The sequence below is a fragment of the Caulobacter sp. FV2ps19 genome (assembly GCF_058681035.1).
This window is the reverse complement of the sequence record NZ_CM178729.1, coordinates 56,772-70,831: the sequence shown is the minus strand read 5'-3', so window position 1 is coordinate 70,831 and position 14,060 is coordinate 56,772. Positions and strand designations below refer to the sequence as shown.

General features: G+C 66.5%; 14 protein-coding genes. 7 read left to right on the top strand and 7 right to left on the bottom strand.

The window, feature by feature from the left end; genetic code table 11:
• Positions 1 to 53 precede the first annotated feature (53 nt).
• Positions 54 to 419, top strand: a complete 366-nt coding sequence (locus tag ACW18B_RS00325; protein ID WP_492048869.1) for a 6-carboxytetrahydropterin synthase — start codon at positions 54 to 56, stop codon at positions 417 to 419.
• 8 nt (positions 420 to 427) lie between these two features.
• On the opposite strand, the gene ACW18B_RS00320 is transcribed toward ACW18B_RS00325, so the two are convergent.
• From ACW18B_RS00320 to rsgA, 7 genes are all read right to left on the bottom strand, one after another.
• A complete protein-coding gene (locus ACW18B_RS00320) occupies positions 428 to 676 on the bottom strand; it encodes a hypothetical protein (RefSeq protein ID WP_492048868.1) in 249 nt (82 codons plus the stop codon).
• 67 nt (positions 677 to 743) lie between these two features.
• Positions 744 to 1,238, bottom strand: a complete 495-nt coding sequence (locus tag ACW18B_RS00315) for a response regulator (protein ID WP_492051818.1) — start codon at positions 1,236 to 1,238, stop codon at positions 744 to 746.
• 168 nt (positions 1,239 to 1,406) lie between these two features.
• A complete protein-coding gene (gene aroC / locus ACW18B_RS00310) occupies positions 1,407 to 2,528 on the bottom strand; it encodes a chorismate synthase (RefSeq protein ID WP_492048867.1) in 1,122 nt (373 codons plus the stop codon).
• Between the two features lie 63 nt (positions 2,529 to 2,591).
• Complete coding sequence (locus ACW18B_RS00305) at positions 2,592 to 3,155, bottom strand: hypothetical protein (protein ID WP_492048866.1); 564 nt, start codon at positions 3,153 to 3,155, stop codon at positions 2,592 to 2,594.
• A 34-nt stretch (positions 3,156 to 3,189) separates the two neighbouring features.
• Positions 3,190 to 3,390 (bottom strand): hypothetical protein, encoded by a 201-nt coding sequence (locus tag ACW18B_RS00300; RefSeq protein WP_492048865.1) that lies wholly within the window; start codon positions 3,388 to 3,390, stop codon positions 3,190 to 3,192.
• Positions 3,391 to 3,491: 101 nt separating this feature from the next.
• Complete coding sequence (locus ACW18B_RS00295) at positions 3,492 to 4,868, bottom strand: pectate lyase (RefSeq protein ID WP_492048864.1); 1,377 nt, start codon at positions 4,866 to 4,868, stop codon at positions 3,492 to 3,494.
• A 139-nt stretch (positions 4,869 to 5,007) separates the two neighbouring features.
• The gene (gene rsgA / locus ACW18B_RS00290; protein ID WP_492048863.1) at positions 5,008 to 6,075 is read right to left on the bottom strand and encodes a ribosome small subunit-dependent GTPase A; all 1,068 of its coding nucleotides are present in this window, start codon (positions 6,073 to 6,075) and stop codon (positions 5,008 to 5,010) included.
• Positions 6,076 to 6,366: 291 nt separating this feature from the next.
• Here rsgA and ACW18B_RS00285 point away from each other — a divergent pair, with 291 nt between their 5' ends.
• From ACW18B_RS00285 to ACW18B_RS00260, 6 genes are all read left to right on the top strand, one after another.
• Positions 6,367 to 7,047, top strand: coding sequence for a GntR family transcriptional regulator (locus tag ACW18B_RS00285; RefSeq protein ID WP_492048862.1), 681 nt, complete (start codon positions 6,367 to 6,369; stop codon positions 7,045 to 7,047).
• Between the two features lie 64 nt (positions 7,048 to 7,111).
• A complete protein-coding gene (locus tag ACW18B_RS00280; RefSeq protein ID WP_492048861.1) occupies positions 7,112 to 8,602 on the top strand; it encodes an aldehyde dehydrogenase in 1,491 nt (496 codons plus the stop codon).
• Positions 8,603 to 8,606: 4 nt separating this feature from the next.
• Positions 8,607 to 10,043 carry an NAD-dependent succinate-semialdehyde dehydrogenase gene (locus ACW18B_RS00275; protein ID WP_492048860.1) on the top strand — a complete coding sequence of 479 codons (1,437 nt, stop codon included), beginning with the start codon at positions 8,607 to 8,609 and terminating at the stop codon, positions 10,041 to 10,043.
• A complete protein-coding gene (locus tag ACW18B_RS00270) occupies positions 10,040 to 11,407 on the top strand; it encodes an aspartate aminotransferase family protein (RefSeq protein ID WP_492048859.1) in 1,368 nt (455 codons plus the stop codon). The genes ACW18B_RS00275 and ACW18B_RS00270 overlap by 4 nt, the downstream gene beginning before the upstream one ends.
• A gap of 8 nt (positions 11,408 to 11,415) precedes the next feature.
• Entirely contained in the window at positions 11,416 to 12,789 is a 1,374-nt protein-coding gene (locus ACW18B_RS00265; protein WP_492051816.1) for a glutamine synthetase family protein, read from the top strand.
• Positions 12,790 to 12,869: 80 nt separating this feature from the next.
• Positions 12,870 to 13,964: an ABC transporter substrate-binding protein gene (locus ACW18B_RS00260; RefSeq protein ID WP_492048858.1), complete on the top strand. Its 1,095-nt coding sequence runs from the start codon at positions 12,870 to 12,872 to the stop codon at positions 13,962 to 13,964.
• Positions 13,965 to 14,060: the final 96 nt, after the last annotated feature.

Sequence of the window (14,060 nt, the reverse complement as noted above, 5' to 3'; positions counted from 1 at the left end):
TGACAGGGTCGACGCGCTAGAGCCTCCCAGGCCTTGTCAAAAAGAAGTAACCGATGAAGCCCGTCTTCGAGATCACGAAGGCCGCGACGTTCGACGCGGCTCACTATATCGAGCAAGGTCCCGCCGACCATCGCTACCGCAAACTGCACGGCCACTCGTTCAAGGTGGAAGCCAGCGTGAAGGGCGCGATGCAGGACGCCGGCTGGGTCGCTGACCTGGAAAGCCTGGACACCGCGCTCAAGGCCGTGGCCGCCGAGCTGGATCATGGCCTGCTCAATGATCGACCCGGCCTGGAAAGTCCGACCCTGGAGCGTCTGTGCCTCTATTTCGCCGAGCGTCTGACGCCGGCGTTCCCGGGGCTGTCGCGCGTGGTGATTTCGCGCCCGACGATCGGCGAGAGCTGCGCGCTCAGCCTTTAGCGCCGGAACTAGTGGGAGCGTTTCCATTCTTCGTATCGGCGCTGGTCAGCGTCAGCGGGGTTTTCGCCCGGTATGACGGCCTTGCCTGTGGCGACCACGGCCTTGCCGCCGATCTTGGCCGCGCCGCCGACGACGGCTCCGGTCACGCCGATGGCCGTGCCGGCTACGGCGCCGACGGCGCTGGCGGCCATGCAGCCCTGCAAGCTCAGGCTCGTCAAGGCGATGACGGCGGCGATGATCAGACGTTGGACGGTCATGGCGCGCTCCAGCTGAGAGATAACCGCACTATCATGACTAACAGGCCTTAAGACGAGGTGAGCGTCGTCAGACGGCGATGGCGTCTTCCGCCCGTCGCCAGGGGCCCTTGTGGTCGGATCGGGCGTGGCGTCGCCGATCGGGACCAAAATAGGTGTCGCAGCGGACATAGGCGCGAGGCTGCTCGATCAGCAGAGTCAGGCGATTGATCAAGCCTCGCGCGGTCACAGGTTTGGTCAGGAATTCGTTCACGCCCGCGTCGCGCGCGTCTTTCACGCGTCGCGAGGTCGAATGTCCGGTGATCATGATCACGGGTACAAAAGGGTTGGGGCTGTCGGGCGCGCGACGGAGCTGGTTGACGAATTCAATGCCGTCCAGCGCGCCCATTTTCAGATCGGTGATGACGATATCGATCGGTACGCGGCCCATCATGTCCAGCGCTTCGATCCCGTTCAGAGCCTCGAAAATATGCCGCACCCCCAGGGCGCGCAGGATTTCCGTCAGCAGCAACCGCATGTGCTGATTGTCATCGACGAGCAGGACTTTCAGCAGATCGAAGCGCACGCGTTCTCGCTCTTGTGGACGCGCATGAGCGCAACCTATGCGAGATTGATCGGTTTCGACCATCGCACTTGGCGAATTCTTACAATGCGGGACTCCGTATGGTCAATCCGGAAACCTGAATGTTTTCAGTGATCATACCATAGGAGCGCGAGACGCCGACCGTTGGCCTCAGAGGCGGTCGTCCTGGCCGGGGTGATAGGCCCCGCCGCCGGTCTGCGCCCGGTGCCGCAGGAAGGCGTCGGCCAGGACACAGGCGGTCATGGCCTCGACAACGGGTACGCCGCGGATGCCGACGCACGGATCGTGGCGGCCTTTAGTGCGCAGCTCGATCTCGTCGCCCGCCTCATTGACGGTCTCTCTCGGGATCAGGATCGAGGAGGTCGGCTTGAAGGCCACGCGCGCCACGACGGGCTGGCCGGTCGAAAGGCCGCCCAGCACGCCGCCGGCGTGGTTGCTGGTAAAGATTGGGCCGTCATCGCCCATGCGCATCTGGTCGGCGTTGTCTTCGCCGGTCAGGGTGGCGGAGGCGAAGCCGTCGCCGATCTCGACGCCCTTGGCGGCGTTGATCGACATCAGGGCCGCGGCCAGTTCGGCGTCCAGCTTGCCATACAGCGGGGCGCCCCAGCCAGCGGGCACGCCGATGGCCTCGACCTCGACCACGGCTCCGGTGGAGGAGCCGGCCTTGCGGATCTTTTCCAGATGCTCTTCCCAGACCGGGATGATCGCCGCATCCGGCGACCAGTAGGGGTTCTGTTCGCACTGGGCCCAGTCCCAGTTGCCCCGGTCGATCTTGTAGGGGCCGATCTGCACCAGGGCCGCCCGCACGATCACGCCGGGGATCACCAGGCGGGCGATGGCCCCCGCGGCGACGCGCGCCGCCGTTTCCCGGGCCGAACTGCGGCCGCCGCCGCGATAGTCGCGCACGCCATATTTGGCGAAATAGGGATAGTCGGCATGGCCCGGTCGGAAGGCCTGGGCGATGTCGCCATAGTCCTTGGAGCGCTGGTCGGTGTTCTCGATCATCAGACTGATCGGCGTACCGGTCGTGCGAAGGCCGTCCGTGCGCGCGTCCTCGAACACGCCCGACAGGATGCGCACCGCGTCCGGTTCCTGGCGCTGGGTGACGAACTTGCCCTGACCGGGGCGGCGCTTGTCGAGGAAGCCCTGGATCATCTCTGGTGTCAGAGCGATGCCGGGAGGGCAGCCGTCGACCACGCAGCCCAAGGCCGGGCCGTGGCTCTCGCCCCAGGTGGTGACACGGAACAGGTGACCGAAGGTGTTGTGCGACATGGGCGGGGTTTAGCGGAAAGCACGGGCAGGGCAAAGGCGGGGCAAGCCGAGCGTGTCGCGATGTTACCTCGGAGGCGGCGCGATCTGGGCCAAATAAGCCTTTAGCTGCTTCTTCATAGCCGTCGCATCGTCCTGACATTGAATCACGGCCGCGAGCGACGCTGAAACGCTGCGTTTCGCGGCCGCCTTGGCCTCGGGCTTGTCGCCGCAGTAGCCGGCTAATTCGAACATCCAGCCTTTGGTCCACTCGACCGCCTTGAACTGGCGGGCTGCGGCGTCGATGTCCTTCTTGAGATCCGCATCGATCACATGCTCTTGGACCTTGGTCGTCGACCGGTTCAATGCATCCAGGCTGTCTCTCAACTCGCGGCCGCGCGCGACGAACAGTTCGGGCGCCGGGCAGGGTGAAGCGAATAGCAGCTGGCGCACGGCGCGCTTGGCGTCGCCCACCTTGCCCAGGTCGCGACCGCAGTCCTCAAGCGCGATCTGAAAGCGGGTCGCATCGATCAGGTCGCCGACCCTGTTGAACGCGCCCAGAATCTTGAGGAAGACGCCCGACAGGGACAGGTAGGCCGTGACGTCCTTGTCCGATAGCTGGGCTTGAGCGGAGAAGGGCGTCGCGATCATGAGACCGGCGAGTGCGGACCAAAGGGCACGGCGCCTATTCATGAGCGGCGTCCTCGCTGCCGGGAGGCTTGTTTCTGAGCAGCAGGCTGAGGCCGACATAGGCAACGAACAGCACCAGGGCCGCCAAGAAAAGAAGCTTCGAACTGACCGTGTGCGGCAGAAGGAAGGATCCACCGCACGCGACCGCGAAAAGCAGTATGAACACCGCTATCGGTCGATGAAGAAACCGTTGCATCGCCCCCCTCCATGCCCCTCCAAGTTGTTCCAACGGCGCGGACTTGAAAAGGGAAGATTTAAGCGGTGGCTTCCCGATCGTATCGACGGGTTTGGCTCATTCTATCCCCGCACCTTCGCCGCATCGGCAAGGTAAAGCTCCAGATTCGTCCACCCCGAGCCGTCCCTGGCCAGAGACGCGCCGTCGGCCTTTCCGGGGTTGAGGCCGTGCGCGCGCTCCCAGGCGTCGGGCATGCCGTCGCCGTCGGTATCGGAAGCGGCCTGGCCCGGAGCCAGGGCCGGCCAGCCGCCGACTTCTTGTTCGTTGTTGATCACCTTGCCGGTCCTGGTTTTCACGCCTTCGATCACCCGCAGGTCGACGGCGTCGCGGCTGACGCTGGCCCCGGCGTCGGCCAGTACGCGGGCATAGGCGCTGGGGGCCGGGTCGGGGGCGATTGGCGCGATGTCGATCGGTGCGGCCTGGCGATAGCCCGCCGGCTCGGGGATCGTGAAGGTCACCAGGCTCCAGGGATCGGCCGGGATCTCGCCGTTCATGCTGTTGCCGGCGAAATGGGCCCTCGCCAGGCTGTTGCTCTCCTGGAAGGCCACCATCCTTTCGGAATTGGGTCCGGCGACATAGGCGTTGTCGACGAAATTATAGGCGGCGAGGGCGGCCTTGTCGGCGTCATAGCCGGCGTGGCCCTTGCCCCAGTTGTAGAAGACGTTGGAGCGGAACTCGATGAACGCCCCGACGGGGTCCTTGTCGGGCCCGTCATAATTGCCGGGGCGCGGCATGCGGGCCATGTGGTTGGCCCAGAGATTGTGGTGGAAGCTGATCTTCGAGCCCTTGCCGCCGCGCACCAGGCTGCCATAGCCGTGATCGCCCTTGGCGTGGAGCGAATGGGCCAGGCTCTCGGCGATGATCGACCACTGTACGGTCAGGTCAAAAAAGCCCTGGTCGGGATTGTCGAACCGGGCCGAGGCCGACAGGGTCTCGTCCACCGACCAACTGGCCGAGACATGATCCAGGATGATGCGGCGGCCCTTGGCGATCCAGATCGCGTCGCCCTCGGTCCGGCTCTCGGCGCCCAGGCGCGAGCGGATGAAGCGGATGACCACGTCGTCGGCGGCCACCACCAGGGTGTGATCGCGCAGGGTGACGCCGCCGCCCGGGGCCGTCTGTCCGGCGATGGTGATCTGGCCATTGGCGATCTTCAGTTCGCTCTTGAGCGCGATCGTGCCGGCCACGTCGAACACGACCGTGCGCGGGCCCTTGGCCTCGACGGCGGCGCGCAAGCTGCCGGGGCCGTCATCGTCCAGATTGGTCACCCGGATCACCGCTCCGCCGCGTCCGCCGACCGACAGACGACCCGCCCCCTCCGCGCCGGGGAAGGCCACCACGGCCTTCGGCGCGCTGGGGTGCGCGGCCAGACTTGGCGCGCCTGCGCCGGTGGTCAGGATCAAGCCAGCCAGGGCGACGGTGACTCGAAGGCTGCGCATGGCGATTTCACCCCCGGGTCTGGCGACGTCTTGATCGCATGGCCTCAGGCCCGGTTGAGAAATTGAACGGCGGGGCGCGTTTTGTCCATCGGTGTCACCATCGGGCTGCGCTCACGCAACATGCGGCTGCGGCCGGGCGTCACTCGCCCCGCAGATCTTTCTTGGTCGTTCGATAGGCTTTCTGGGTCGTGACCTGACGGCGGCGTTCGGCGTCCTTGGCCACCCGCACCGCCTTGTCCTCCACCGCGGCGAGTTCGAGACCCAGCTTCTGGAACGACGCCCAGCGGTCTGCGTCGAGGGTCCCATCGTCCAGCGCGCCCCGAACGGCGCAGCCCGGCTCGTTGGCGTGCCCGCAGTCGCGAAACCGGCAGGTCTCGGCCAAACGCTCGATGTCGTCGAAGACCTTGTCCAGGCCCTCTTCAGCGTCGATCAGGCCCACTTCGCGGATGCCGGGCGTGTCGAGGATCAGGCCGCCGCCGGGTAGTAGAACCAACTGGCGATGGCTGGTGGTGTGGCGACCCCGGGCGTCCCCTGACCGGATCGCCTGGGTGGCCATCCGGTCCTCGCCCAGCAGGGCGTTGACCAAGGTGGACTTGCCCACGCCCGATGAGCCGATCAGCACACAGGTCTCGCCCGGGGCGACATGCTCGAGGAGCCTGTCCAGGCCCTGGCCGGTCCGCGCGGAAATGACCAGCACGGGACAGTCCGCGGCCAGGGCGGCCATCTGGTCGGCATAGGTTTGGGCGTCGACGCCGAGGTCGGACTTGGTCAGCACCACCACCGGCCTCGCGCCGCTCTGCCAGGCGGCGGCGAGATAGCGCTCGATCCGGCGCGGATTGAACTCGGCGTTCATCGAGGTGACGATGAAGGCGACGTCGATATTGGCGGCGATGACCTGCAGCGTCTGCACGCTGTCGGCCGCCCGCCGCACAAAGGCGGTGCGGCGTGGCAGGATGGCCTGGATGGTGGCGGTGCGCTGGGCGGCGTTCACCGACAGCGCCACCCAGTCGCCGACCGCCGGATGGCCCGCCTCCCGGGCCTCATGGATCAGGCGGCCGGAAGGTTTGGCGCGCAGCTCGCCCTCATCGGTGATCACCTGATAGGCGGCGCGTTGCTGGATGACGATGCGCCCGGGGGTGAGGCCAGCGCGCGCATGCGGCTCGAAAGCGTGTCGCAGCGGATCGGACCAGCCATAGAGTTCGATCAAGGGGAAAATCTTTCAAATCGGACGGTCAGCCTAGCACCGACCGGCCGGCAAGCCGACCCATAGCTTCGACAAGCTGCGGAGCGCGGCGGCGGAGTTCAGGGCCTTGAGCCCGGGGCGTCCGCCCTTGCATTGTGATCGCAATCTGGGCCTAGCTTGCGAGCCCAACACCGCTCGTCCTTGCGAAAGCCGCAACTCAAGCTGAGCGGAAGATCCGGCGCGGAGGATGTGCCATGCAAGACCCTTTGCTGAGCATAAACCGGGCTTCCCGCTTGCGCGGGGATGAGCGGCTGAATGGCTGAAGCGAAATCGCGCCGCCCTCTGGCCGACTCCACGGCCATCCATGACCAGGTGTACGACGCCATCCGTCAGGCCCTGATCACCGGCCGCATCGCGCCGGGCGTCGGGGTGAGCTTGCGCAGTCTGGCCGCCGAGCTGGGGGTTAGCCCGATGCCGGTGCGCGATGCGGTCAGACGCCTCGTGGCCGAACGCGCCCTGGCGATCAATCCGAGCAACAAGCGGCTCTCTGTCCCCTCCCTGACCGCCGCCCGCCTGCAGCAGCTGTCGCAGGCCCGCCTCTGGATCGAGCCCGAGTTGGCGGCCCGGGCCGCGTCCCTGGCCGACGAGGCGATCATCAAGCGGTTGCAGGTCATCGACAGCCGCCTGGACGCCGCGCTCGCGGCCGGCGACGTCGACGGCTACATGACCGCCAACCACGCCTTTCACTTCGCGATCTATGAGCGCTCGGGCGCCGATGTCCTGTTGTCGATGGCCGGGGGGCTGTGGCTGCAGATCGGACCGTTCATGCGGGTGGTGTTTGGCCGGGTCGGCACGGGCGGCCTGCCCGCCGATCGCCACGCGGAGGCCATCGTCGCCCTGAAGGCCCGCGACGCCGAGGGCGCCCGCCGGGCTATCGCGGCTGACCTGTCCGAAGGCATGGACAAGATGCGAGCCGCCGTGGAGGGGAGCGCATGACGGCTTGGCTTGACAGCCGAGCTTGCTCCAAGAACTGTGATCACAGTTTCAAGAAGGCGTTCCCGTGACCCTCGCCGTCAGCATCACTGAAAGCCTTTCGCGCCTGGTCTTGCCCGGTCGCGCCGTGATCGACGGCGCCCTGGTCGAGGCGGCGTCGGGCGCGACGTTCCACAATGTCTCGCCGTGTGACGGCCAGGTGATCAATCAGGTGGCCGCCTGTCAGGCGGTCGATGTCGAGCGCGCCGTGGCCTCGGCCCGTGCCGCCTTCGAGGACGGCCGCTGGCGCGATCTGGGGCCGCGCGACAAGAAGAAGATTCTGTTCCGTCTCGCCGAGCTGATGGAGCGCGACGCCGAGGATCTGGCCCTGCTGGAAAGCCTGGACGTCGGCAAGCCGATCCGCGACGCGCGGGCCGTGGATATCCCGCTGGCGATCAATACCTGCCGTTGGTACGCCGAGGCGCTGGACAAGGTGTATGGCGAGGTCGGGGCCTCGCCCGTCGATCGGCTCAGCTACGCCACCCATGAACCGCTGGGGGTGATCGGCGCGATCGTGCCCTGGAACTTCCCGCTGCACATGGCGATGTGGAAAGTGGCCCCTGCCCTGGCCATGGGCAACAGCGTGGTTCTAAAGCCCGCCGAACAGTCGCCGCTGACCGCCCTGAAGCTGGGCGAACTGGCGCTGGAGGCGGGCCTGCCGCCGGGGGTGCTGAACGTCGTTCCGGGGCTGGGCTCGATCGCCGGGGAGGCCCTGGCCCTGTCGATGGACGTCGACATGATCGCCTTCACCGGCTCGGGACCTGTGGGGCGTAAGCTGATGGAATATTCGGCCCGCTCCAATCTCAAGCGGGTGTCGCTGGAGCTGGGCGGCAAGTCGCCCCAGATCGTCTTCGCCGATTGCCCCGACCTGGAAGCCGCCGCCCAGGCCGCCGCCTGGGGGGTGTTCTATAATCAGGGCGAGGTCTGCACCGCCGCCTCGCGCCTGCTGGTCGAGGCTTCGATCAAGGACGCCTTCATCGCCCGCGTCGCCGCCATCGCCGGCGACATGGTTCCGGGCGATCCGCTGGACCCGGCCACGGTGTTCGGGGCCATGGTCAGCGAGCGGCAGATGAACACCGCCCTGAACTATATCGCCACCGCCGACAGCCAGGGCGCCCGGCGGGTGCTGGGCGGCCAGAGGGTGCGTCAGGCCAGCGGCGGCTTCTATGTCGAGCCGACGATCTTCGATCAGGTGGCGCCCGACAGCACCCTGGCCCGGGAGGAAGTGTTCGGGCCCGTCCTGGGGGTGATGAGTTTCACCAGCGAGGACGAGGCGATCGCCCTGGCCAATGACACGGTCTACGGCCTGGCGGCAGGTCTGTGGACCGCCGATCTCAACCGGGCCCTGCGCGGGGCGCGCCGGCTGAAGGCGGGCCTCGTTTGGGTCAATGGCTGGGACGCCTGCGACATCACCATGCCCTTTGGCGGCTTCAAGCAGTCCGGCTTTGGCCGTGACCGCAGCCTTCATGCGTTGCACAAATACGCCGACCTGAAGTCGGTATCTGTGACGCTGAGGTGATGTGATGAACTTGCTTGAGACCAAAGCTCTGATTGACGGCCTGTGGATAACCTCGGAGGCGACCTTCGAGGTCACCAATCCCGCCGACGGCGCGCTGATCGTCAGGGTCGCCGACCTGGGCGCGGCCGAGACCCGTATCGCCATCGAGGCCGCCCATCGCGCCTTTCCAGCCTGGGCCGCGCGCACGGCCAAGGATCGCGGAGCGATCCTGCGGCGGTGGAGCGACCTGATGCTGGCCCACGCCGATGACCTGGCCAGGCTGATGACCGCCGAGCAGGGCAAGCCCCTGGCCGAGGCGCGCGGCGAGGTCGTTTATGGCGCCAGCTTCATCGACTGGTTCGCCGAGGAGGCCAAGCGCGGCCACGGTCATTCGATCCCGACGCCCGATCCGAAAAAGCGGCTGATGTCGATCAAGCAGCCGGTCGGGGTGTGCGCCGCCATCGCGCCGTGGAACTTCCCGATCGCCATGATCACCCGCAAGGTCGGCCCGGCGCTGGCGGCGGGCTGCACCGTGGTGGTCAAGCCGGCGGCCGAGACGCCGCTGTGCGCCTTGGCCATCGCCCGGCTGGCGGTCGAGGCCGGTGTGCCGGCCGGCGTGCTCAACATCGTCACCGGCCTGGACGCCGCCGCCATCGGCAAGGCCCTGTGCGAGGACGGCCGGGTGCGCAAGCTGTCGTTCACGGGATCGACCCCGGTGGGCAAGATCCTCTATGGCCAGTGCGCCGGCACGGTGAAGAAGCTGTCGCTAGAACTGGGCGGCAACGCGCCTTTCATCGTCTTCGACGACGCCGATTTGGAGGCCGCCGTCGAGGGCGCGATCGCCAGCAAGTACCGCAACACCGGCCAGACCTGCGTGTGCGCCAATCGTCTGATCGTGCAGTCGGGCATCCATGACGCCTTTGTCGAGCGCCTGACGCAAAAGGTCGCCGCGATGAAGGTTGGACCCGGAACCGGCGAGGGCGTGACCATCGGTCCGCTGATCAATGACAAGGCCATCGAAAAGGTCGAGGCTCTGGTCGGTGAAGCGATCGGGCAGGGCGCCAGGGCCACCGTGGGCGGCGCACGCCACGACCTGGGTGGGCTATTCTACCAGCCTACCGTTCTCACCGGTGCGACAGCCGACATGCGGCTTTTCCAGGAAGAGATTTTCGGTCCGGTCGCGCCGATCGTGAAGTTCGAGACCGAGGCCGAGGCCATTGACCTGGCTAACGGAACGCCCTTTGGCCTGGCCGCCTATTTCTACAGCCGCGATGTGGGCCGCTGTTGGCGCGTGGCCGAGGCCACTGAGGCGGGCATGGTCGGGATCAATGAGGGGATCATCTCCACCGAGGTCGCGCCGTTCGGCGGGATCAAGGAATCGGGCTTGGGTCGCGAAGGCGCGTCCGAGGGGCTCGATGACTATATGGAGACCAAGTACCTCTGTTTTGGCGGGGTGACATGAGCCAGGCCGCCGTCCAGTCACGCTCGCTGGAGACGCTGATGCAGGCCGAAGCCGCGCGCTTCACGGCCGAGCATCCGCGCAGCGTGGCGATGGTGGGGCAGGCGGCCAAGGTCTGGCGCGGCGGCGTGCCGATGCACTGGATGGGAGACTGGGCTTGCCCCAGTCCGATCTTCGCCGCCCAGGGCGTCGGGGCCCAGATCACCGACGTCGACGGCAGGCTGTATGACGACTTCTGCCTGGGCGACACGCCGTCGATGTTCGGCCATGGCGACGCGGCGGTGGCTTCGGCGGTGTCGGACCAGATCCGGCGCGGCGCGGGTTTCATGCTGCCGACCGCCAATGCGATCATCGTCGGACGGCTGCTGGCCGAGCGTTTCGGTCTGCCGTTGTGGCAGGCAGCGACCACGGCCAGCGACGCCAACCGCGCCGCGCTCCGCTGGGCGCGGGCGGTGACGGGGCGCTCGGTGATCCTGGTGTTCGACGGCTGCTACCACGGCATGGTCGAGGACGCCTTTGTGGTGCTGAAGGACGGCGTCCGGACGATGAAGCCGGGTCTGCTGGGCCAGGTTCACGACCTGACCGCCACCACCTGCGTCGTGCCGTTCAATGATCTGGCCGCCCTGGAAACGGCGCTGGCCTCCGACCAGGTGGCCGCCGTGCTGGCCGAGCCGGTGATGACCAATTGCGGCATGATCCTCCCCGATCCCGGTTTCCACGAGGCCCTGCGCCGCCTGACCCGCGACGCCGGAACCCTGTTGATCCTCGACGAAACCCACACCCTGTCCAGCGGGCCTGGCGGCTATGTCGGGCTGCACGGGCTGGAGCCGGACATGCTGGTGATCGGCAAGGCCATAGCCGGCGGCGTGCCAGCTGCGGTGTGGGGCGTCACGGCCGAACTCTCCGAGCGTATGGATGCGGCCCAGGCCCGAACCGGACCCGGCCAGTCGGGGATCGGCACCACCCTGTCGGGCAACGCCCTGGCCATGGCGGCCATGCGCGCCATGCTGACCGAGGTCATGACCCCGGCCGCCTATGATCGCATGCTGGCCGGCGCCGAGCGCCTGGTGAAGGGTCTTCGGGACGTGATCGCGGCGCGCAACCTGCCGTGGTCGGTCGCTCATGTCGGGGCGCGGGTCGAGCTGGTGTTCGCCGATCCGCCGCCGAAAAACGCCGCCCTGATGCGCAAGGCGCTGGACCACGACCTCGTGGCGGCGCTTCATCTGTGGCTGATCAATCGGGGCGCGCTGATCGCGCCCTTTCACAACATGATGCTGGTGTCGCCGGTAACGGAAGACGCGTCGATCGATCGTTTGGTCGCGGCGGTCGACGGGTTCGCCGGGGCGCTCAAGGACCTTGCCGCATGACGTCTCCCATGGTCGCCGATCCCCAGGAATGCCGCGATTTCCTCGCCGCTCATCCGGGCGTGAAATATGTCGAGGTGTTCTTCACCAGCATGACTGGCGTGCCGCGCGGCAAGCGGCTGCGGATCCATGAACTGCAGGCGGTCTATGACTATGGCCGCTTCCTGCCCGGCTCGATCCTGGTGGTCGACACCACGGGGGCCGATTGCGAAGACACGGGCCTGGTCTGGGAAGACGGCGACGCTGATCGCCGCGCCCGTCCGGTTCCCGGAACCCTTACCCTGGCGCCCTGGCTGGGGCCCGATGTCGCCCAGGTGATGCTGTCGCTGTACGAGCTGGACGGGACGCCTAATGACCTGGATCCCCGCCACGTGCTGCAGCGGGTGCTGGACCGCTACGCCGCCGACGGCCTGACGCCGGTCGCGGCCTGCGAGCTGGAATATTATCTGGTCGATCTGGAGCGCACCGCCGACGGTGATCTGCAGCCGCCCAGGTCGGCCCTGACCGGCCGCCGGCCACACGGCATCGAGGTCTATGGCCTGCCGGAACTGGAAGCCATCGCCCCGTTCCTGACCGAGCTGTGGGAGACCGCTGACGTCATCGGCGTGCCGCTGGAAGGGGCGATCTCGGAGTTCGCGCCCAGCCAGGTGGAGCTGACTCTCAAGCACAAGCCCGACGCCCTGCGCGCCTGCGACGACGCCCTGCTCTACAAGCGGATGGCCAAAGGCGTCGCTTTGCGACATGGAGCTGAGGCGACCTTCATGGCCAAGCCGTGGGCCGACAAAGCCGGCAACGGTTTCCACGTCCATGTCAGCTTCAATGACAAGGACGGAAACAACCTCTGCGCCGACGAGGATCCGGAAGGCTCGGCTATGCTGCGGCAGGCCATCGGCGGCATGAAGCAGCTTCTGGGCGAGGGGATGGCGATCCTGGCCCCCAACGCCAACAGCTATCGCCGTTTCAAGGCCAATTCCTATGCGCCGGTCGCGGCGACCTGGGGCGTCAACAACCGCACCGTATCCTTGCGCATTCCGGCCGGCCCCGCGCCGACCCGGCATGTGGAGCATCGCGTCGCCGGCGCCGACGGCAATCCCTATCTGGTCATGGCCGTGCTGCTGGCCAGCGCCCACCACGGCCTGACCCACAAGATCGATCCGGGCCCGGCGGTGGTCGGCGACGGCTACGCCGCGGCGGCGAAGGAGAAGTCGCGCTTGCCGGCCAACTGGTTCGCCGCGGTTGATCTGTTCGACCAGTCCAAGGTGCTGCGCGACTATCTGGGCGACCGGTTCGTGGACATGTTCGTGTCGGTCAAGCGTACCGAGCAGGCAAGGTTCTTCGAGGTCGTCACCAGCCTCGATTTCGATTGGTACCTTCGCAACGCCTGACGGCGAAGTGGAGCGGAACGTGCGTTTTGTCGTCGACGGTTGTCGGCATGGAATGAAACAGACAGGGGAGTTTCGAGACCATGAGCACCATCACCCAACGGGGCATGAATCGCCGATCACTGCTGACGGGCACCGGCGCGGCCGCCATCGGCCTGACCTTTACCGCCTGCGGTCCCAAGTCGGCTCCGGCGCAGTCGGGCGTCGAGGAAGCCAAGCTCAACTTCTACAACTGGGACACCTATATCGGCGACACCACCCTGGCTGACTTCAAAGCGGCCACGGGCGTTGACGTGAACATGAGCCTGTTCGCCACCAATGATGAGCTGTTCGCAAAGCTGAAGGCCGGCAATCCGGGCTTTGACGTGGTCGTGCCGTCCAACGAATTTGTCACCCGGATGGGGCAGGCGGGCATGCTGGAGGTCCTGGACCACAGCAAGATCCCCAATATCAGCAATATCGACCCGTCTTTCATGAACCCGGACTACGATCCCGGTCGGAAGTTCTCGATGCCCTATACTTGGCTGGTGCTGGGCATCGGCTATCGCAAGAGCAAGGTGAAGGGTGTTCCCGACAGCTGGAAATACCTGTTCGACAGCAGCCAGTACAAAGGCAAGATCGCCCTGCTGTCGGAAAGCGCCGACCTGATCCGCCTGGCCGCCAAGTACAAGGGCCACAGCGTCAACAACATCCCGCTCGAGCTGATCCAGGAAATCGAGGCGATGCTGATCAAGCAGAAGCCCTTCATCAAGGCGTTCCACGACGACAACGGTCAGGACATGCTGGCCTCGGGCGAGGTGGATCTGGTGCTCGAATACAATGGCGACATCGCCCAGCTGATGACCGAGGACGACGATGTCGGTTTCGTGGTGCCCAAGGAGGGGTCGTTGATCAACTCCGACACCCTGTGCATCCCCAAGGGCGCGCCGCGTCCCGGCAACGCTCACAAGTTCATCAACTATCTGCTGGACGCCAAGGCCGGGGCCGAGATCTCCAAGACCATCCTCTATCCGACGCCCAACGCGGCGGCCAAGGCCCTGATGCCGGACTCCTACAAGAACAATCCGGTGATCTTCCCGCCCGTCGAGATCATGGCCAAGTGCGAATACGGCGCCTTCGAAGGCGCCGAGAAGGCCAGCCTGTACGAGGAAGTCATCACCCGCGTTCGCGCGGCCTAGCCTTTCTTCTCCCTTCCCCCTTGATGGGGGAAGGGCGGGGATGGGGGTGAACCGTCGGCGGATTACACGCCGACCGCGCCACTTCCGGACCCGTTT